An 18,594-nucleotide genomic window follows, 5' to 3' on the forward strand; every position below is an offset into this window, starting at 1 on the left:
GGGTTGTCAAGAACGATCGTTCTATCTGCTAGCCTGAGCTGCGAATCTGCACGCTGTCGGAGCAGGGGGACCGATGTCGGAGGCGCGGGCGCGATTGCTCAGGGCGGCCACTCGGCTCTTCTACGCCGAAGGCCTGCACGCCGTGGGCGTCGACCGGGTCATCGCCGAAGCCCAGGTCACGCGCGCCACCCTGTACCGGCACTTCCCGAGCAAGGACGACCTGCTCGTCGCGTACTTGACGGAGGTCGACGAGAGCTTCCGCGCGCGAGTGGCCGAGGTCCGCGCCGCGGAGTCGAGTTCGGCCCGCAGCATCCAGGAGATCGGCCGGACGATCGCCTCCGACATCCGCACCTCCGGGTTCCGGGGCTGCGCGTTCCTCAACGCCGCCGCCGAGTACCCCGACCCGGAACATCCCGTCCACCGGGCGGTTCTCGCGCACCGGCAGTGGTTCCTGGAGACGATGGTCGACCTCTTCTCCGGCACCGGCAAGATCGACCCGGAACCGGCCGCCCGGCACTTCGTCATGATGCGCGACGGCGCCATGTCCGCCGGCTGCCTGACCGCTCCGGAACCGCTCTGCGAGACGTTCCTGCGCGGGGTGGAAGGACTTCTGACCTTCCGCAGCCGGGAAGCCGCGAGTTCCTGAGGCCGGAAGGTGGCCTGCGGCTGCGCGGATCCGGTGCTGGTGGCCGGGGCGTTCCGCTGATCGTGATAGAACAGGGATGACCGGTGCGCCGGAGGGCTTTTCGGGGGAGGCCGCTGCTTCCGCGCCGAGCGAGTCCGGTGCGCGCCGAACTCGGCGACGAAGTAGGAGCAGGTGGACCCTCAGCAGTGGCTGGACGATTTCCAGCGGCGCATCGGTGACATGGCGGAGAAGTCCGCGAGTCTGCAGGAGGAGCTGGCCGGGGCGAACGCCACCGCCAGCTCCCCGGACGGGACCGTCGTGGTGACGGTGAGTCCGACGGGGGCGCTGCTGGACCTGGATCTCGGCAAGCGCATCACCGAGTGCTCGCCGACCCGGATCAAGCAGATGATCCTCGACGTCGCCGGTCAGGCGCAGCGCCAGGCCGCGCACCAGGTCGCCGAGGTCTTCGCGCCCTACGGCGGCGACACCGAGGCGATGCGGCTGATCAACCGGCACCTGCCCCCGGACGACGACGAACCGGAGAGCGTGTTCACCGCGGCCCCGGAGGACTCCGATCCCGCCCCGTCAGCCGCGTCGTCCCCGTCGTCCCCGTCTGCCGCGTCGTCCCCGTCGACCCGGCCGCGTCCCGAGTCGCGTCCGGACGACGAGGAGGAGACCGACGAGGACGAGCGGCCGTGGTGACGCGCGCCGGACAGGGGAGGGGAACCGATGACTGACGCGTTCGCGGGGGCCGGTGTCGTCGAGTCCGTCGCGGGGCTGAACCAGACGATCAACGCGGAGTCCGAGAGCGAGACCGAGAAGGTCCTCGACATGACCTTCGCCTCGATCGACGCGGCGGCCTCGATCGCGTCCACCGTGGTCGATCCGCTCGGCTCGGTGATCTCGGCGGGCGTGGGATGGCTGTTCGAGCACGTGTCGATCCTGCGGGAACCGCTCGACGCGCTCATGGGCGATCCCGACGAGATCCAGGCCCACACCGAGGGGCTCAAGCAGCACAGCGACGAGGTCAAGCAGATCGCCGACCAGCACCGCGAGGCCGTGCAGGCGTTCCAGGGCTGGACCGGCGAAGCCGCCGAGGCGTTCCGCAAGAGCATGCTGCAGCTGGCCGACGAGTACACCGGCCTGTCGGAATCCGTGGCGACCACCGCGAACATCGCCGCCGTCAACGGAACCCTGGTCATCACGCTGCGCGATCTCGTCCGCGACATGATCGTCGAGCTGATCACCTCGCTGATCCAGGGCGCCCTGGTGGCGGTGTCCACGGCGGTGATCACCTTCGGCGCCTCGATCGCCGGGTTCGTCGCCTACACGATCGGCCGGGTGGCCGCGCTGGGCGTGGAGATCGGATCCAAGATCGCCAAGCTGATCGCCGCGTTCGCCCGGCAGGGAACCCGGCTCGCCAAGCTCGGTGACGCGATGGGCGACCTGACGAAGAACTTCGGCCGGTTCGCCGACGCGGCGGGCGTCGCGAGCATCGGCAACGACATCGGCCAGGCCGCGAACACCGCCTGACATCGACATCAGCCAGTAACGACGTTCAGAGAGGACGAGTCGACCCGTGGCTCGAAGCAGCACCGACGCACCCGGTTCCAGCGGCGACGCCGGCGGTGGCGCTCCCGGTGGCGGGCGCCCCGGCTCGTCCTCCGGTGGCGGACAGCAACCCCCGGGGCTGTCGCAGTCCTTCTCGGGTCCCGCGCCGGGCAAGGGCACCGGCATGCTCCCCGACGCGATGGACGCGATGACCGAGCACCTGAACCGGACCGGTGACCGGCTCGCGGCGATCGGGTCGAAGCTGGGCTCCCAGACCGTGAGCACCGAGGCCTACGGGCTGGTCGGAAGCGGCGTGTCCGGCAGCACGAACCAGGCCATCACCAAAGCCGCCGACACGACCCGGGGCGCCGCGGGCGGTTCCAAGGACGCGGGTGCGGCCGTCAGGGCGTCGAAGGAGACCGCGCAGCTCCACGACGACAACAGCGCCGCCAGGCTCCGCGACATCGATCCCGACACCGATGTCCGGCCGGGCTCCACGCAACCCGCCTCCACCGGCCCGCAGGGGAACCGCGGTCCACGCCTGCGCGAGTCGCAGAACGGGGAGTTCGGGGTGGCCGGGAACAAGGCCTACGCGGACAAGGCCACCATCGAGCGGTACGCGGCTCGGCTCGCTCCGAATTCCAGGATCACCCTGGAAGCGGGGAAACCGCTGGACGGCACCTCCAAGCACGAGATCGTGCCCGTCTTCAAGTCCGCGGAGGACGTGCGGCATCCGCTCAAGCCCGAGCACGAACCCATCGCGGGGGAGACCGAGCAGCAGCGCGCCGACAAGCTCGCCGCGTTCCACAAGTCCCTGGACAACTCGATGGCGGACATCGTCAAGAAGCAAGGTGAGATTCACGCCTCCTTCCAAGAGGCGAAGGCGAGGATCTTCCCGGGCGAGTCGGCGGAGAAGGTCGTCGCCGACAAGCACAAGGACGCGGCGATGAACCTGGCGCAGCAGAAGATGGGGATGCCCTGGATCGCCGCGCACCACGAGGGGATGTTCGGAACCAAGCCACCGACCGAGAAGCAGTACCAGGCGATGTTTTCCGACATGGTCGTCGACCACGGCGCGGCTCTCGACGCGGAACGACGCGCGACGTCCGACGGCCTGCGGATGACCATGCCGAACGACTGCAAGCAGGGGGCGGCGCAGCTCACCGGACGGGATGCCGCCGAGCTGAGCAGCGTGAAGGACGATCCTCAACCCGGGCAGAACTACTACAAGAACTTCTCCGACAAGACCGGGTGGGAGAACCACTTCGCGACGGTCGTCGGCAAGGACGGCAACAGCGACCTGACCTTCGAGACCGCAGCGGACTTCAGCCGGCAGCAGGAGTCGAGCAAGACCTACGGGTACTTCGAGATGTACGAGCGCAACGGTCCTGACGGGCAGGGTTCGTTCGATTCGGAGATCACCGCGGCGAACGAGCGGTACGCCGAGCGCAAGACCAAGGCGTTCGGCTGAGCCGCAGCACCTCCCGCGAGAGTCGGCCAAAGCTCCCAAAGCGGACCGAAAGGTGTGGCGGTTCTGCCGTTTTCGTTGTAGTCGTGTGACTTGTCTCGGCTGATCGGGCCGTTATGTTGCGCCGGAACGGTTCGATGCCCCGAGGGAGTGGCTGTGTACGAACAGGTCCTGGATCCGCTGTTCGGTTCGCTGGGATGGAGCGCGCTGGCCGCCGCGTTGCCGTTGCTGGTGCTGTTCGTCCTGCTGGGCCTGGTCCGGATGGCGGCGTGGAAGGCTTCGCTGATCGCCCTGGCCGTCTCCCTCGCGATCGCGGTGTTCATCTACCCGATGCCGGTCGGACCTGCGCTGCTGTCGGCGACGCTGGGCGCGGCGTTCGGGTTCTTCCCGATCCTGTGGATCGTGATCAACGCGATCTGGGTCTACAACATGACCGTCACCACGGGGCATTTCGACGTCCTGCAACGCACCTTCTCCCGCGTCAGCGGTGACCGTCGGATCCAGGCGGTGATCATCGCGTTCTGCTTCGGCGCGCTCCTGGAGGCCCTCGCGGGGTTCGGCACCCCGGTCGCGATCACCACCGTGATGCTGCTGGCGCTGGGCTTCACCCCGATCACCTCGGCGGTCGTCGCCCTGGTCGCCAACACCGCCCCGGTCGCCTTCGGGGCCCTGGCCTCGCCGCTGGTGACGCTCGCCAGCGTCACCGACCTGCCGCTGTCGGAGCTGGGTGCGATGACGGGTCGGCAGACCCCGATCCTGGCGGTGGTGGTGCCGATCGTGCTCGTGGGCATCATCGACGGTCTCAAGGGCGTCCGCGAGACCCTGCCCGCGACCCTGACCTGCGGTATCACCTTCGGACTGGCCCAGTTCGCCGCCGCCAACTACATCTCGGTGCCGCTGGCCGACATCGTGGCCGCGTTGGTGGCCGCGGGCGCCACCGTGCTGCTGCTGAAGGTGTGGACGCCGCAGGGCGCCGCCGAGCCCGACACCGCTGCGCACACCGACTCCCGCGCCGAGATCGTCCGCGCCTACGCCCCGTACCTGATCATCATCGCGGTGTTCGTGGTCGCCCAGATCGGCCCGGTCAGCGACCTGCTGGACGCGGTGACGGTGAAGTTCAACTGGCCCGGCCTGCACGTGGCCAACGCCGCGGGCGAGGAGCTGTCGCTCACCGAGTTCAAGTTCAACTGGCTCACCAGCGCGGGCAGCCTGCTGCTCATCTCCGGACTGCTGAGCATCGCCGCCATCCGCATCGGCGGCCGCGACGCGCTCGACCGCTACCTGGGCACCTACGTGCAGCTGAAGTGGCCGATCGTCACGGTCATGTCGGTGCTGGCCATCGCCTACGTCATGAACGCCTCGGGTCAGACCGCCACGCTCGGCAACTGGATGGCCGGAGCGGGCGGGGTCTTCGCCCTGATCGCCCCGATCCTTGGGTGGCTGGGCACCGCCGTGACCGGCTCGGACACCTCGTCCAACTCGCTGTTCGGCGCGCTGCAGGTCGCCGCGGCGAACAAGGTCGGCATCGACCCGGTCCTCGCCGCCGCCTCCAACGGCTCCGGGGGAGTGCTCGGCAAGATGATCTCCCCGCAGAACCTCGCCATCGCCGCGGGCGCGGTCGGCATGTCCGGCGAGGAGGGCGACATCTTCCGGCGGGTCCTGCCGTGGAGCGTCGTGTTCCTGGTGGCGATGTGCGCGCTCGCGTACCTGCAGTCCCTCCCGGTCCTCGCCTGGATGGTGCCGTAGGAGGTCGGCTCTCCTGCTCTGCGGTCGTCGAGCAGCGCCGTTCGCGGGACCTGGTTGACCTCCGCTGGGCGGGAACGTGCATGCTGGGGCGGTTAGATCAGGACCAGGCGCGGGGAGCGCCTGGTGAGCACCAGGGGGAATGCATGTCCGACGACGAGCGCCCGGAGATCGATCTCTCGCGCGACCCCGATCCCGGGGTCCCGAACCACGCCCGCCCCGAGGGCGCGGGCGTGGACCCGCTGATCGACCTCTCCCGCGACCCGAACCCGGGAGTTCCGAACCACGCCAAGCCCGACGACGAGGACTGAGGCGCTGACGAACGACGGCCGCGATCGGAATCCGATCGCGGCCGTCGTGCTGTCGGGGATCAGCTGAGGCGGTCGTCCTTGATCGCGTCGAGGAACGCCGCGAAGCTCTTCGGCGAAGTGCGTAAGACGGGCGAGTCCTCACCCAGCTTCGAATCCCGGATGAAGGCCGAGCCGGGCACGTTGGTGGCCACCTCGACGCACTGCTGCGCACCACCGCTGCGACTGGACTTCCGCCACGTCGGGGAGTTGGTCAGGTTGCTCACGTACTAGTCCTTACCCAGGTAGTTTTCGATCAGCTTTCGCGAGTCGTCCGGCGAGAGTGAATCATTTTCGGCTTGATCGAAGGCCAGGGTATACGCGCCCACGGACTTGATGTAGTCCGCGCCCGTGATGGTTTCGACGTAGGCGATGGTGGTGCGTGCCTTCTCAATCCAGAGCAACGTGAACGGACAGCTCAGTCCTGCGTAGGGCCCGTTGTCCAGCGGGATCACGCGCACCGAGACGGTGGGCAGCTCGGCCATCTCGACGAGGCGTTGCAGCTGGGCTTTCATCTCCTCGTGGGTCCCGACCCTGCGCAGGAGCGCTTCCTCGCCGAGCACGGCGAACACCTGGGGTGCCCCGGCTGAGTACAAGCGGTTTCCGCGTTCCTCGCGAGCGGTCGCCATTCCGTCGAGGTCGGCGGCGGTCACCACGGGCGAGCGGGAGAGTTGCGCGCGTGCGTACTCCTTCGTTTGGAGCATCCCGGGAATCTCGCTGTACACCATCCGGATCTCGGTCGCTGCGCGTTCGAGCGGGATGTACTGCTTGGCCCAGTCCGAAACGCGTTCCGGGGCGGCGCGGCGACGGGCGTCGCGGCCGAGTTGGCGGACCTGCTCGGCTTTCGGGCCTCGGATCGTGTACGTCCGCAGGAGCGTGTCCAGCTCCTTCTCCGAGGTTCCGAGGGTGCCCATCTCGACCTTGGAGAGCTTGCCCCGGTACCAGCCGAGCGCTGCGTTGGCGTCTTCCAGGCTGATGCCGCTGGCTTCTCGGAGAGCGCGAAGTCGTTCGCCGAGGATGAGCCGCTGGACGATCGGTCCGGGATCTTCGTCGTGCATGCGTGCAGTCTCTCCCACGTCGGCCGCTCTCCGGGGCCGTCTTCATCTGAGTCTCAAACTTCCCACGAACGTGGCACAGCATATACGTGTCGAAGGTTGAGTCTCACTTGTAGCCTCAACCCCACGCGTTGCAGGGCATCATTCTCGGAGGACAACGCCATGAGCGCGCCGATCGCGAACCGCCACTACTGGCTTCCGGTGGTCACGGGCCACTACGACAAGGCTCGACACGCGTTCCTCGGAGCGCGCTGGGACGGGCGCTGCTCGGACACTTCCGTGTGCGGTGAGGAGGTTCCGATGGCGCAGCCATCCGAAATGGACTGGATACTGGCGCCGTCGTGCCTGGAGTGCATGCGAGTGCTGTCAGGGCGCCCGGCCGAGTAGTCAGCGGGCCTTGAGGGCGTTGCCGGAGAGGGCGAGTTGGCGGCTCTGGGCGACGAGGCGGCCTCGGGAGTCGTAGACGACTGCGTCCTCGTTGAACCAGCCGTCGGCGCTGAGCGCGTCGCAGCGGGTGTAGGCGGCGATCGGGCCGGGGGCGGGGAGTCCGCGCAGCTGGTAGGTCAGCTCGACGGTGGGGCACCAGCCGCCGTGGCCCAGGCCGAACACCGTGGGCGGGAGCAGGTCGACCGCGATGATCAGCGACAGCGGGTCGAAGTCGGTGCCGTCGGTGAGCCGCATCCAGCCGCGCACCTCGTCGCCGGCGGTCTGGCCGCGCAGGAACGCCGTGGAGCCCGGGTCGAGGCGAACGTCGATGTGGCCGAGCAGGTTCTCGGCGGGTGTGCGGTGATCGGCGCACTCGTCGAGCGGTGTGATCGGGGGCTGCTCGCGGGCCTCCCACTCGTGAGCGGCGTCGGAGATCTCGCCCGCCGTGACCGTGGCTTCGATGCAGACCTTGTCGTTCTGCACCATGCGGGCGTGCGCGGTGGTGTAGAGCCGTCCCCGCTTGACCGTCTCGGTGTGCAGCTCGACGTCGCCGACCTCCGGTGAGCGCAGGAAGTGCGCGCTGACCGCGAGGGGATGAGACCGCTCGGTCGCGGTGAGCGCGGCCTTGGTCAGCAGCGCCATCATGTACCCGCCGTGCGGGTTCTTCCCGAGCGACCACTCGGGGTCCAGAGTCGATCCGCAGACCCCGTCGCGGAGCTCTTTCGTGGTCAGCGCATCGATGAAGGAACCCATGCGCGGCACGTTACCTGGTCGATCGAGTTCCGGAATACACCTCGATCGGCCGCCGACTTCGCCTTGCAAAGGATCATCCGATGATGTGACCTGGGTTACGCAGGTCGGGTTGATCGCTGACGAAGGAGTCGGACATGAGCAGAATGCGGTTCGGGGTGTTCCTCGCCCCCTTCCACCCAGCGGGGCAGAACCCGACGCTGGCGATGCGGCGCGACCTCAAGCTGATGGAACACCTCGACGACGTCGGCTTCGACGAGGCGTGGATCGGCGAGCACCACTCGGCGGGCAGCGAGATCATCGCCTCGCCGGAGATCTTCATCGCCGCCGCGGCCGAGCGCACCCGCAACATCAAGTTCGGCACCGGCGTGACCTCGGTCAGCTACCACAACCCGCTGTGGGTGGCCGACCGGATGGTGATGCTCGACCACTTGACCCGAGGCCGGTCCATGCTCGGCGTCGGACCCGGATCGCTGCCCACCGACTCTGCGATGATCGGGCTCAACCCCACCGACACGCGCGAACTGCTCGACATCAACTTCGACATCATCATGCGGCTGCTCGCCGGTGAGACCGTCACCGAGCAGACGCCGACGCACAAGCTCGTCGACGCCCAGCTGCAGCTGCGGCCCTACACCGAACCGCGCTTCGACGTCGCCGTCGCGGCCGTCGCGTCGCCCACCGGCCCGCGCCTCGCCGGACGCCACGGCACCGGCCTGCTGTCCATCGGCGCCACCCTCACCCAGGAGGGCTTCGACGCGCTCGCCCACCACTGGAACGTGGTGGAGGAGCGCGCGACCCACTTCGGCCAGCCCGCGCCGGACCGGTCCGGGTGGCGGCTGGTCGGGCTCATGCACATCGCCGAGACCCGCGAGCAGGCATACAAGGACGTCGAGTACGGCATCGAGCAGTGGTTCACCTACTTCCAGAAGGTGGCCGCCTTCCCGCAGATGGCCGTCGACGGCACCAACATCCGCGAGATGATCGACTTCATCAACGAGGCCGGCATCGGCGCCATCGGCACCCCGGAGGACGCCCGCGCGCAGGTGCAACGCCTGGCCGACCAGTCCGGCGGGTTCGGCGCGATGCTGCTGCTCGCGCACGAGTGGGCCAACCCCGAAGCCACCCGGCGCTCCTACGAGCTCATCGCCCAAGACGTCATGCCGCACTTCCAGGGCTCGGGCATCAGCCACCACGAATCGACCGTCCGCGCCAAGCAGCGGGCCCGCGACACCCGCAGCGGCCACGCCGAGCAGCAGATGGCCGCCGTCGACCACATGACGGAGAAGTACGCCAAGGAAGTCGCCGACAGCTGACAACAGAGCACCGACGCGATCGAGGTTCGAAGGAGAACGCGCGATGTCGTTGGAACCCGCCTCTCAGGCTTTCCTGGCCGAGCTCGCCGCATCCGGTGACCCGCCGATCCACGAGTCGACCCCGGCGGTCGCCCGGATGAGCGGGCCGATCCTCGCCGGGCTCAGCGGCCGCGGACCGGAGGTCGCGTCGGTGCGCAACCTCAAGCTGGACGGCGCGGGCGGCGCGTTCCGGGTCCGCGTGCTGCGGCCCGAGGGCGAGCCGCAAGCCGTCCTCGTCTACTTCCACGGCGGCGGGTGGGTGCTCGGCGACATCGACCTGCAGTACGACCACCTGGCCCGGAAGCTGGCGAGCCTGACGCGCTCGACCGTCGTGCTCGTCAACTACCGCAAGGCGCCGGAACACCCGTTCCCGACCGCGATCGAGGACTCCTTCACCGGGCTGACCTGGGTCGCCGAGCACGCCGACGAGCTCGCGCCACCAGGGGTTCCGCTGATCGTGGCCGGGGACAGCGCGGGCGGCAACATCGCCGCCGTGATGACGCTGCGCGCGCGGGACCGGGGGCGGCCGCGCATCGACTACCAGGTGCTGGTGTACCCGGTGACCGACTGCGACTTCGACCGGCCCTCCTACGTGGCGCCGGAGAACCAGCTGATGCTGAGCCGGGACACGATGCGGTGGTTCTGGGACCACTACCTGCCCGACGAGCGGGCGCGGACCCACCCGGACGCCTCACCGCTGCGCGCCGGGACCCACGCGGGCCTGCCGCCCGCGCTGGTCTACGTCGCCGAGCACGACCCGCTGCACGACGAGGGCGTCGCCTACGCCGAAGCGCTGCGCGCCGCCGGGGTCCCGGTGGACCTGGAGGAGGCGGAAGGGCAGATGCACGCCTACTTCCAGATGGTCAGCATCCTGCCCGGCGCCGAGACCGGCCTGGAGCTGGTGGCCAAGCACGTCAACGAGTTCATCGCGCGGTTCGGGGAGTCGGCATGACCCACCACGACGTGATCATCATCGGCGCCGGGTTCGCGGGCCTGTACCAGCTGCACCGGTTGCGCGGGCTGGGTTTCGACGTCCGGGTCGTCGAAGCCGGGGGCGACGTCGGCGGGACCTGGTACTGGAACCGGTACCCGGGTGCGCGCTGCGACATCGAGTCGATCGAGTACTCCTACTCCTTCGACCCCGATCTGGAGCAGGAGTGGGACTGGACCGAGCGCTACGCCTCCCAGTCCGAGATCCTCGCCTACGCCCGGCACGTGGCGGAGCGCTACGACCTGCGCAGGGACGTCGTGCTCAACACCCGGGTCGAGGCGCTGGACTGGGACGACGAGGCGAACCGGTGGACGGTGACCACCGACGACGGCGCGACGAGCACCGCGCGATTCGTGGTCGCGGCGACCGGGTGCCTGTCGATGCCGTCGAAACCGGAGTTCCCGGGCCGGGACGAGTTCCGGGGCGAGCAGTACTGGACGTCGAGCTGGCCGCACGAGGGCGTCGACCTGTCCGGCAAGCGCGTCGCGGTCATCGGGACCGGTTCGTCCGGGCTGCAGACGATCACCGCGATCGGGCCGGACGTGGCGAGCATGGTGGTCTTCCAGCGCACCCCGTCGTACGCGATCCCCGCGCGCAACGGGCCGGTGGGGGAGCGGTTGCGCGAGGTGCGCGGCCACTACCCGGAGTTCCGCGAGCTGAGCCGGATGGCCAAGACCGGCTTCCAGTGCGGTGAGGAGGAGACGGGCTGGTTCGTCGAGACCGATCGCGACACCGCTGATCGGGAACTCGAAAGGCGTTGGCTGGAAGGTGGTTTGTGCTACACGCAGACCTTCCAGGACGTGCTGCGCGACGCCGAGGCCAACGAGGCCGCCAGCGAGTACGTGCGCGCCCGGATCCGGCAGAAGGTCGACGACCCGGTCACGGCCGCCAAGCTCACCCCGACGTCCTACCCGGTCGGGGCGAAGCGGATGTGCGTGGACACCGGCTACTTCGAGACGTTCAACCGGGACAACGTGTCCCTCGTGGACATCAACGAGGAGCCGATCCGGCGGATCACCGAACGCGGCATCGTCGCCGGTGACACCGAGTACGAGGTGGACGTGATCGTGTTCGCCACCGGCTTCGACGCGATGACCGGGGCCCTCAACGCCATCGACATCCGCAGCGGTGGGACGACGCTGCGCGAGAAGTGGGCGACCGGCCCGCGCACCTACCTCGGGCTGATGTCGGCGGGGTTCCCGAACCTGTTCACCATCACCGGCCCGCAGAGCCCGTCGGTGCTGTCGAACATGATGACCTCCATCGAGTACCACGTGGACTGGATCGCCAACGCCCTGCAGCACCTGCGCGACCACGACCTGGAGCGCATCGAACCCGACCCCGCGGCCGAGGACAACTGGGTCACGACCACCAACGACGTCGCGGACCTCACCCTCATGCCCCGAGCCGCCTCCTGGTACATGGGCGCGAACATCCCGGGCAAGCAGCGGGTCTTCATGCCCTTCGTGGGCGGCGTGGGCACCTACAAGCAGTACTGCGACGGCATCGCCATCGCCCACTACCACGGCTTCGAACTCACCTGATTCCACCCCATCGGGCCACTCAAGACGAAAACCCCGGTTTTCGTCGCGTGAATGCCGGGGTTTTCGAACGGGTGGGGCGCCTCCGGACCCGGTGGGTGTGCGGCGGGTCCGGAGGCGGGTTTCAGTCCGCTCGGAGCGGAGGTAGTTCGCCCGAGGTCTCGTAGTGGGCGAGCTGATCGAGGCGGCGCTGGTGCCTGCCGCCCTCGAACTCCGTGGAGAGGAAGGTGTCCACGATGAGCTCCGCTTCCGTCAGGGCGTGGAGGCGGGCTCCGATGGCGGCCAGCAGGGCGTTGTTGTGCCTGCGGGCCAAGCGCGCGACGTGGGCGTTCCAGACCAGGGCGGCGCGGGCGCCGGGAACCTTGTTGGCGGCGATCTGCTCCCCGTTCCCGGAGCCGCCGATCACCACGCCCAGGCTGCCCTGGTCGGCGACCACCTGCCACGCCGCGTGGATGCAGAACGGCGGGTAGTCGTCGCTCGGGTCGTAGGTCGCCGGGCCCACGTCGATCGTCTCGTAACCCCGGTCGGCCAGCTTCTTCACCAGGTGGCTCTTGAGCTCGAAACCGGCGTGGTCGGAGCCCAGGTAGACCCGCACCGCTCAGCCCGCCCGGACGGTGTTCAGCGAACGCCGGGCCGCGGCCACGACCGCGTCCGAGGTGATGCCGAACTCGGCGTAGAGGCGCTGGTAGTCCGCCGAGGCGCCGAAGTGCTCCAGCGACACGATCTCGCCCGCGTCACCGACGAACCGGTGCCACGGCTGGGAGATGCCCGCCTCCACCGCGACCCGGGCCCGCACCGACGGCGGCAGCACCGAACGCCGGTAGGACACGTCCTGGTCCTCGAACCACTCCACGCACGGCATCGACACCACGCGGGTCGCGATCCCGTCGGCCTCCAGGGCCTCCCGCGCGGCCACGGCCAGCTGGACCTCCGATCCGGTGGCGATGAGCACCACCTGCGGCACCGCCGCCGAGGCGTCGGCCAGCACGTACCCTCCGCGGGCCACGCCCTCGGCGTCCGTCCCGGCCAGCGTCGGCACGGCCTGCCGGGTCAGCGCCAGACCGGTCGGGCCGCCGGTGTTCTCCAGGGCCGCCTTCCACACCGCCGCGGTCTCGTTCGCGTCCGCGGGTCGGGCCACCGCGAGGTCCGGGATCGCGCGCAGGCTCGCCAGGTGCTCCACCGGCTGGTGCGTCGGACCGTCCTCGCCGAGACCGATGGAGTCGTGCGTCCACACGTAGATCACCGGCAGCCGCATCAGCGCCGACAACCGCACCGCCGGGCGCATGTAGTCGCTGAAGACCATGAACGTGCCGCCGTAGGGCCGGGTTCCGCCGTGCAGCGCGATGCCGTTGAGGATCGAGCCCATCGCGTGCTCGCGGATGCCGAAGTGCAGCGTGCGGCCGTAGGGGTTGGCCGACCAGGTGTCGGTGGAGATCGACTCGGGGCCGAAGGAGTCGGCGCCCTTGATCGTCGTGTTGTTGCTCTCGGCCAGGTCGGCCGAGCCGCCCCACAGCTCCGGCAGCACCTCGCCCAGCGACGCCAGCACCTCCGAGGACGCCTTGCGGGTCGCCACGCCCTTCGCGTCGGGCTCCCAGGTCGGCAGCCCGTCGGCCCAGCCGGCGGGCAGCTCGCGGGTGCGCATCCGGTCCAGCAGGGCCTTGCGCTGCGGGTTCGCCGCCGCCCAGGCGTCGAAGGCCAGCTGCCACTTCTCGCGCAGCGCCCGGCCGCGCTCGCCGACGGCGCGGGTGTGGTCCAGCACGCCCTCGTCGACCTGGAAGCTGTCGTTCGGGTCGAAGCCCAGCAGCTCCTTGACCTTCGCCAGCTCGTCGGACCCCAGCGCGGCGCCGTGCGCCTTGCCGGTGTTCATCTTCGTCGGAGCCGGGTAACCGATCACCGTGCGCAGCACGATCAGCGTCGGACGCGACGTCTCCTGCTGAGAAGCCTTGAGCGCGGCCAGGATTCCGGTGATGTTCTCACCGCCGTCGACGGTCACCACGTGCCAGCCGTAGGCCTCGTAGCGCTTCGCGGTGTCTTCCGACAGGGCGATCTTGGTGTCGTCCTCGATCGAGATGTCGTTGGCGTCGTAGATCACCGTGAGGTTGCCCAGCTGCTGGGTTCCCGCCAGCGACGACGCCTCGGAGGTCACGCCCTCCTCGATGTCGCCGTCGGAGGCGATCACGTAGATGTGGTGGTCGAAAACGCTCTCGCCGGGCGCGGATTCGGGGTCCAGCAGGCCCCGCTCGCGGCGCGCGGCCATCGCCATCCCCACCGCGTTGGCCAGCCCCTGACCCAGCGGGCCGGTCGTGGTCTCCACGCCTCGGGTGTGGCCGTACTCCGGGTGGCCGGGGGTGAGCGACCCCCAGGTGCGCAGCGCCTGGAGGTCCTCGACCTCCAGGCCGTAGCCGGCCAGGAACAGCTGCACGTACAGCGTCAGGCTCGAATGGCCCGCCGAGAGCACGAAGCGGTCGCGGCCCAGCCAGTCCGCGTCGTTCGGGTCGTGCCGCATGACGTGCTGGAACAGCGCGTAGGCCGTCGGGGCCAGGCTCATCGCCGTGCCCGGGTGGCCGCTGCCGCACTTCTCCACCGCGTCGGCGGCCAGCACGCGAGCGGTGTCGATCGCCCGGACGTCGAGTTCGGTCCAGTCATCGGGCACGTGGGAGGTGGTCAACCGGTCGAGCTGGTCGCTCACGCGGGGTACAGCGGTCATGGCGGGCACTCCTGAGTTCTCGGTGATTGCCAACGGGTCCTACGCGGGCCACATCCGCGAATGTTCCGGGTGGTCGTCGTCGACGAGGCGGTGCGCCAGCGCGATCGCCTCGTTGCGGTCCAGGGCGTCGAAATCGGGTTCGTCGCGGGAGATTCCCTCGAAGATGGTGGCCAGGCGCTCGGCGTCGGCGACCGAGACGCTGGTGTCGCCGTCGAAACCGCCGTCGTAGCGCCGCCGCACGATCGCGGCGGCCTGCCGCAGCAGGGTGCGCTGCACGTCGCTCAAGCCCACCTGGCAGTTGCTGCCCATGTCTGGTTCTCCCTCTCGCTCAAGGTGATCCGCTACGCCGCGGGGATCGGGCGGGCCATCGCCCGGTGCAGCTCCTCCACCGCGGCGCGCTTGCCGCCCGGGTGGGAGAGCACGGCCGATCCGGCCACGAGGAGTTCGGCGCCCGCGTACCACGCCGAGCGGGCGGTGTCGCGCGAGATCCCGCCGTCCACCTCGATCTTCAGCGCGCTGTTGGACACGTCCACCAGCGCGCGCATCTCGGCGACCTTGTGCTCCATCGCCGCGATGTACTGCTGGCCGCCGAAACCCGGGTTGACCGTCATGATCACGATCTGGTCGAGCTGACCGAGCACGTGACGCACGAAGTCCAGCGGCGTGGACGGGTTCACCGCCACACCGGCCTTGGCGCCCAGTTCCCGGATGGCCGCCAGCGTGCGGTGCAGGTGCGGGCAGGTCTCGACGTGCACGATCACGGTGTCGCACCCGGCCTCGACGTAGTCCGCCAGGACCGGGTCCGGGTCCTGCACCATCAGGTGCGCCTCGAACGGGATGTCGCTGTGGGCGCGGCACGCGGCCACCACGTCGGCGCCGAAGGTCATGTTCGGGACGAAGCGGCGGTCCATCACGTCCCACTGGATGCGGCCGACACCGGCGTCGGTGAGGTCGGCGACCTCCTCGCCGAGACGCGCGTAGTCGGCGCCCAGCACCGATCCCACGATCGCCGGCTCGTTCCACGAGGAATGCGTGGTCGATCGCGTCGGTCGGGCGCGCAGCGTCGACTGCTCCACCATCGGGAAGTTCCTCTTTCCAAGGGGTCACGGCTCGGAGAAGCGGGAAGGGGCGTGCGCCCCTTCCCGTCCCGCACCGAAATTCAGCGGATCTGGGCGCGCAGGGCCTTCGCGGCGGCACCCGGGTCGGCGGCGCTGTAGATCGCGCCACCGGCCACGGCCACGGTCGCGCCCGCTTCCTGCACGGCACCGATCGAGTCGGTCTTGATGCCACCGGCGATGGAGAACGGCACACCGGCCTGCTTGCCGTCGTCCAGCAGCGCCTGGATCGAGTAGCCGGGACGGGCCTGCTCGTCCAGACCGGCGTGGATCTCGACGAAGGACACGCCGAACTTCGAGACCTCGCGGATGCGGGCGACGCGGTTGTCGACCACCGCGATCATGTCGGCGACGACGTCCTTGCCGTGCTTGCGACCGGCGGCCACGGCACCCTTGACGGTGTCGTCGTCGGCGGTGCCCATGACGGTGACCAGGTCGGCGCCCGCGGTGAAGGCCAGGTCGGCCTCCAGCTCACCGGCGTCGGCGGTCTTCATGTCGGCGAACACGAGCTTGTCCGGGTGGGCGGCCTTGATGGCCGTGATCGCCCGCAGGCCCTCGGCCTTGATCAGCGGGGTGCCCAGTTCGAGGATGTCGACGTGCTCAGCGGTCTGGCGCGCCAGGGTCAACGCATCGCCGAGCGTGGCGACGTCCAGTGCTACCTGCAGCTTCACGATAATCTCCTCAATCGGTGGTGCTCTGCGGATTTCGGGCGCGGATGATCCGCGAAACCGAGATCCGCGATGCGGTGAGCAATGTCCGGCGCCCGAACCGATCAGAATTCCGGGCGATGTGTGCGGATCACTAAAGATTCCGCGGGCTGCGCCTTTCCCGGCCCCGCAGTGGTGATCGGAGCCGCAAACGAGCAACGGCCTGTGACACTGCACGGATTCTCACCGTGCGGTCAACCTCTGCGGAACGAACGGCGGTCACGGCGGCACAAACGGTCTCCCACGCGCCTCCAGATGTCCGGAACCCCAGGTATGGGGCTTGTGCGATCACTTTCGCTGATGAAGCGATCAGGTATTGTTCACGTGATCTGAGAATGTGATTCGATTCCGCGGATCCGTTTGAGCCCAATTCAAAACCGTTCGTGCTTCCCCGGTATCTGTTCGTTCCCGATTCGTTGACCGGGCGTTGGCCGGCGTGCAGTCTCGCTATCCGATGCGGCACCGACCGCGTCTTGGTCCCGTGCTCCGCGAATTCCCGCGGGTTTCGGTGAAGAACTCGGCCCTCGCAACCGGACCGCTCGACGTCCGGTTGCGCATCGCGGCCTGGACGGAAGACATCCGAGTGGGGAGTGCCACGATGACCGACACCGTGAATCCCGGCGGCGACACGCTCAACCCGCCGCTGTTCAACTACGCGACCCTCGCCATCACCGGTGAGGTGGACCGGATCCGCCGTGGCGTGCAGCCCGCGGCCTGGGCCCGCGCCGGCTCGATGCTGCTCAAGGCTCCGGCGGTGTTCACCGTCGGCACCGGCCGCAGCGGCCTGGCCCTGCAGATGGCGGCGATGCGGCTGATGCACCTCGGCCTGTCGGTGCACGTCGTGGGCGAGGTGACCGCTCCGGCGATCGGCCCGGACGACGTCCTGATCGCCGCGTCGGGTTCGGGCACGACCAAGCGCGTCGTGCAGGCGGCCGAGACCGCGCGCAAGCAGGGCGCCAACGTCGTGTCCCTGACCACCGCGCCCGACTCGCCGCTGGCCGCGGTCTCCACCGAGGTCCTGGTCATCCCGGCCGCCGACAAGCAGGACTTCGACGGCAAGGCGTCCGACCAGTACGCGGGCAGCCTGTTCGAGCAGTCCGTCCTGCTGCTCACCGACGCCCTGTTCCACGCCCTCTGGCGCTCCAGCGGCACCCAGGCCACCGAGCTCTGGCGCCTCCACGCCAACCTGGAGTGAGCGGGTTCGCCACCGAGGCAACGGTCGAGACGAGGAGACCCTGAGATGCAGGAAACGCGAACCCGCAGCGACATCCACACCCTGGAGGCCGTGGCGCTGGGCGCCACCCAGCAGGCCGCGCTGGCCAGCTACCCGTGGGTGGGACGGCACGACAAGGACGCCGCCGACGCCGCGGCGACCGAGGCGATGCGCCAGGTCCTGGCCGACGCCCCCGGCCGCGGGACGGTGGTGATCGGCGAGGGGGAGAAGGACGAGGCCCCGATGCTGTTCAACGGCGAGACCGTGGGCAACGGCGACGGGCCCGACTTCGACATCGCCGTGGACCCGCTGGAGGGCACCTCGTTCTGCGCCAAGAGCCTCCCCGGGGCGATGGCGACCATCGCCTTCGCCGAACCCGGCACCCTCTGGTCGCCCGGGCCCGGCTTCTACATGGACAAGATCGTCGTCGGGCCCGGCGCCAAGGGCGTCATCGACCTCGACGCCCCGCCGGAGTCCACCTTGGACAGCGTCGCGAAGGCGCTGGGCAAGAAGGTCTCCGAGATGCGCGTGGTCGTCATGGACAAGCCCCGCCACACCGACCTCATCGCGCGGCTGCTGGCCGCCGGTGCGGCGGTGCACACGCCCGCCGAGGGCGACGTCGGGGGCAGCCTGGAAGCGCTGCTGCCCACCGGTGACGCCGACCTGCTGCTGGGCATCGGCGGCACACCGGAAGGCGTGATGACCGCCGCGGCCGTGCGCGGCCTGGGCGGCGACATGCTGGGGCGGCTCGCCCCGCAGCGCCAGGAGGAGGCCGACGCGATCCGCGCGGCAGGCATGGACCTCGATCGCATCTACACCTGCGACGAGCTCGTCGGCGGCGACGCCCTGTTCGCCGCCACCGGTGTGACCAGCGGTTCCCTGCTGGGCCGCCCCCGGGAGTCCGAGGGCGCCCTGCTCGCCGAGTCGCTGCTGGTCTCCCGCGGTCAGGTGCGCCGCATCGCGCACACCACCTTCGGCTCGATGCCCCGGAAGTGAGGAG

At 69.4% G+C, this 18,594-nt stretch carries 19 protein-coding genes; 11 read left to right on the forward strand and 8 right to left on the reverse strand.

Features of this window, described 5'->3' with window-relative positions:
• Positions 1–73: 73 nt before the first annotated feature.
• The 6 genes from QFW96_RS17505 (at position 74) to QFW96_RS17530 (ending at position 5,698) form a co-directional block, all read left to right on the forward strand.
• Complete coding sequence (locus QFW96_RS17505; protein ID WP_281456742.1) at positions 74–646, forward strand: TetR/AcrR family transcriptional regulator; 573 nt, start codon at positions 74–76, stop codon at positions 644–646.
• Positions 647–817: 171 nt separating this feature from the next.
• Positions 818–1,327: a YbaB/EbfC family nucleoid-associated protein gene (locus QFW96_RS17510; protein ID WP_281456743.1), complete on the forward strand. Its 510-nt coding sequence runs from the start codon at positions 818–820 to the stop codon at positions 1,325–1,327.
• Positions 1,328–1,354: 27 nt separating this feature from the next.
• A complete protein-coding gene (locus QFW96_RS17515) occupies positions 1,355–2,158 on the forward strand; it encodes a WXG100 family type VII secretion target (protein ID WP_281456744.1) in 804 nt (267 codons plus the stop codon).
• Positions 2,159–2,204: 46 nt separating this feature from the next.
• Positions 2,205–3,647: a hypothetical protein gene (locus QFW96_RS17520; RefSeq protein ID WP_281456745.1), complete on the forward strand. Its 1,443-nt coding sequence runs from the start codon at positions 2,205–2,207 to the stop codon at positions 3,645–3,647.
• Positions 3,648–3,800: 153 nt separating this feature from the next.
• Positions 3,801–5,390, forward strand: coding sequence for an L-lactate permease (locus tag QFW96_RS17525; RefSeq protein ID WP_281456746.1), 1,590 nt, complete (start codon positions 3,801–3,803; stop codon positions 5,388–5,390).
• Between the two features lie 143 nt (positions 5,391–5,533).
• Positions 5,534–5,698, forward strand: a complete 165-nt coding sequence (locus tag QFW96_RS17530) for a hypothetical protein (RefSeq protein ID WP_281456747.1) — start codon at positions 5,534–5,536, stop codon at positions 5,696–5,698.
• Between the two features lie 59 nt (positions 5,699–5,757).
• On the opposite strand, the gene QFW96_RS17535 is transcribed toward QFW96_RS17530, so the two are convergent.
• From QFW96_RS17535 to QFW96_RS17545, 3 genes are all read right to left on the reverse strand, one after another.
• On the reverse strand, positions 5,758–5,961 hold the full coding sequence (locus tag QFW96_RS17535) for a DUF397 domain-containing protein (RefSeq protein ID WP_281456748.1): 204 nt from the start codon (positions 5,959–5,961) through the stop codon (positions 5,758–5,760).
• 3 nt (positions 5,962–5,964) lie between these two features.
• Positions 5,965–6,792 (reverse strand): helix-turn-helix domain-containing protein, encoded by an 828-nt coding sequence (locus QFW96_RS17540; RefSeq protein WP_281456749.1) that lies wholly within the window; start codon positions 6,790–6,792, stop codon positions 5,965–5,967.
• A gap of 384 nt (positions 6,793–7,176) precedes the next feature.
• Entirely contained in the window at positions 7,177–7,968 is a 792-nt protein-coding gene (locus QFW96_RS17545) for a thioesterase family protein (protein ID WP_281456750.1), read from the reverse strand.
• Positions 7,969–8,102: 134 nt separating this feature from the next.
• On the opposite strand from QFW96_RS17545, the gene QFW96_RS17550 reads away from it, so the two are divergent.
• From QFW96_RS17550 to QFW96_RS17560, 3 genes are read left to right on the forward strand one after another with little or no spacing between them, the layout of a single operon-like run.
• A complete protein-coding gene (locus QFW96_RS17550; RefSeq protein ID WP_281456751.1) occupies positions 8,103–9,281 on the forward strand; it encodes an LLM class flavin-dependent oxidoreductase in 1,179 nt (392 codons plus the stop codon).
• Positions 9,282–9,324: 43 nt separating this feature from the next.
• Entirely contained in the window at positions 9,325–10,272 is a 948-nt protein-coding gene (locus tag QFW96_RS17555; RefSeq protein ID WP_281456752.1) for an alpha/beta hydrolase, read from the forward strand.
• Positions 10,269–11,855, forward strand: coding sequence for a flavin-containing monooxygenase (locus QFW96_RS17560; protein ID WP_281456753.1), 1,587 nt, complete (start codon positions 10,269–10,271; stop codon positions 11,853–11,855). The genes QFW96_RS17555 and QFW96_RS17560 overlap by 4 nt, the downstream gene beginning before the upstream one ends.
• Before the next feature lie 121 nt (positions 11,856–11,976).
• Here the strand turns inward: QFW96_RS17560 and QFW96_RS17565 are convergent, their stop codons facing one another.
• From QFW96_RS17565 to hxlA, 5 genes are all read right to left on the reverse strand, one after another.
• A complete protein-coding gene (locus QFW96_RS17565) occupies positions 11,977–12,447 on the reverse strand; it encodes a ribose-5-phosphate isomerase (protein ID WP_281456754.1) in 471 nt (156 codons plus the stop codon).
• A 3-nt stretch (positions 12,448–12,450) separates the two neighbouring features.
• Complete coding sequence (tkt, locus tag QFW96_RS17570; RefSeq protein WP_281456755.1) at positions 12,451–14,559, reverse strand: transketolase; 2,109 nt, start codon at positions 14,557–14,559, stop codon at positions 12,451–12,453.
• A 39-nt stretch (positions 14,560–14,598) separates the two neighbouring features.
• Positions 14,599–14,868, reverse strand: coding sequence for a hypothetical protein (locus tag QFW96_RS17575; protein ID WP_281456756.1), 270 nt, complete (start codon positions 14,866–14,868; stop codon positions 14,599–14,601).
• Positions 14,869–14,900: 32 nt separating this feature from the next.
• Positions 14,901–15,638 (reverse strand): ribulose-phosphate 3-epimerase, encoded by a 738-nt coding sequence (gene rpe, locus QFW96_RS17580; protein ID WP_281456757.1) that lies wholly within the window; start codon positions 15,636–15,638, stop codon positions 14,901–14,903.
• A gap of 80 nt (positions 15,639–15,718) precedes the next feature.
• Positions 15,719–16,345: a 3-hexulose-6-phosphate synthase gene (gene hxlA, locus QFW96_RS17585; protein WP_281456758.1), complete on the reverse strand. Its 627-nt coding sequence runs from the start codon at positions 16,343–16,345 to the stop codon at positions 15,719–15,721.
• Between the two features lie 634 nt (positions 16,346–16,979).
• On the opposite strand from hxlA, the gene hxlB reads away from it, so the two are divergent.
• A complete protein-coding gene (gene hxlB, locus QFW96_RS17590; protein WP_281456759.1) occupies positions 16,980–17,576 on the forward strand; it encodes a 6-phospho-3-hexuloisomerase in 597 nt (198 codons plus the stop codon).
• Between the two features lie 45 nt (positions 17,577–17,621).
• Positions 17,622–18,590 carry a class II fructose-bisphosphatase gene (glpX, locus tag QFW96_RS17595; protein WP_281456760.1) on the forward strand — a complete coding sequence of 323 codons (969 nt, stop codon included), beginning with the start codon at positions 17,622–17,624 and terminating at the stop codon, positions 18,588–18,590.
• Positions 18,591–18,594: the final 4 nt, after the last annotated feature.

The sequence above is a fragment of the Saccharopolyspora ipomoeae genome (genome assembly GCF_029952525.1).
Lineage (GTDB): Bacteria > Actinomycetota > Actinomycetes > Mycobacteriales > Pseudonocardiaceae > Saccharopolyspora > Saccharopolyspora ipomoeae.

What these genes read in the sequence shown, in the direction of transcription:
- QFW96_RS17505 (WP_281456742.1), top strand. Translation starts at nt 74, where the DNA reads ATGTCGGAGGCGCGGGCGCGATTGCTCAGGGCGGCCACTCGGCTCTTC.
- hxlB (WP_281456759.1), top strand. Translation starts at nt 16,980, where the DNA reads ATGACCGACACCGTGAATCCCGGCGGCGACACGCTCAACCCGCCGCTG.
- QFW96_RS17550 (WP_281456751.1), top strand. Translation starts at nt 8,103, where the DNA reads ATGAGCAGAATGCGGTTCGGGGTGTTCCTCGCCCCCTTCCACCCAGCG.
- rpe (WP_281456757.1), bottom strand. Translation starts at nt 15,638, where the DNA reads ATGGTGGAGCAGTCGACGCTGCGCGCCCGACCGACGCGATCGACCACG.
- QFW96_RS17560 (WP_281456753.1), top strand. Translation starts at nt 10,269, where the DNA reads ATGACCCACCACGACGTGATCATCATCGGCGCCGGGTTCGCGGGCCTG.
- QFW96_RS17540 (WP_281456749.1), bottom strand. Translation starts at nt 6,792, where the DNA reads ATGCACGACGAAGATCCCGGACCGATCGTCCAGCGGCTCATCCTCGGC.
- QFW96_RS17515 (WP_281456744.1), top strand. Translation starts at nt 1,355, where the DNA reads ATGACTGACGCGTTCGCGGGGGCCGGTGTCGTCGAGTCCGTCGCGGGG.
- QFW96_RS17545 (WP_281456750.1), bottom strand. Translation starts at nt 7,968, where the DNA reads ATGGGTTCCTTCATCGATGCGCTGACCACGAAAGAGCTCCGCGACGGG.
- QFW96_RS17530 (WP_281456747.1), top strand. Translation starts at nt 5,534, where the DNA reads ATGTCCGACGACGAGCGCCCGGAGATCGATCTCTCGCGCGACCCCGAT.
- tkt (WP_281456755.1), bottom strand. Translation starts at nt 14,559, where the DNA reads ATGACCGCTGTACCCCGCGTGAGCGACCAGCTCGACCGGTTGACCACC.
- glpX (WP_281456760.1), top strand. Translation starts at nt 17,622, where the DNA reads ATGCAGGAAACGCGAACCCGCAGCGACATCCACACCCTGGAGGCCGTG.
- QFW96_RS17575 (WP_281456756.1), bottom strand. Translation starts at nt 14,868, where the DNA reads ATGGGCAGCAACTGCCAGGTGGGCTTGAGCGACGTGCAGCGCACCCTG.
- QFW96_RS17555 (WP_281456752.1), top strand. Translation starts at nt 9,325, where the DNA reads ATGTCGTTGGAACCCGCCTCTCAGGCTTTCCTGGCCGAGCTCGCCGCA.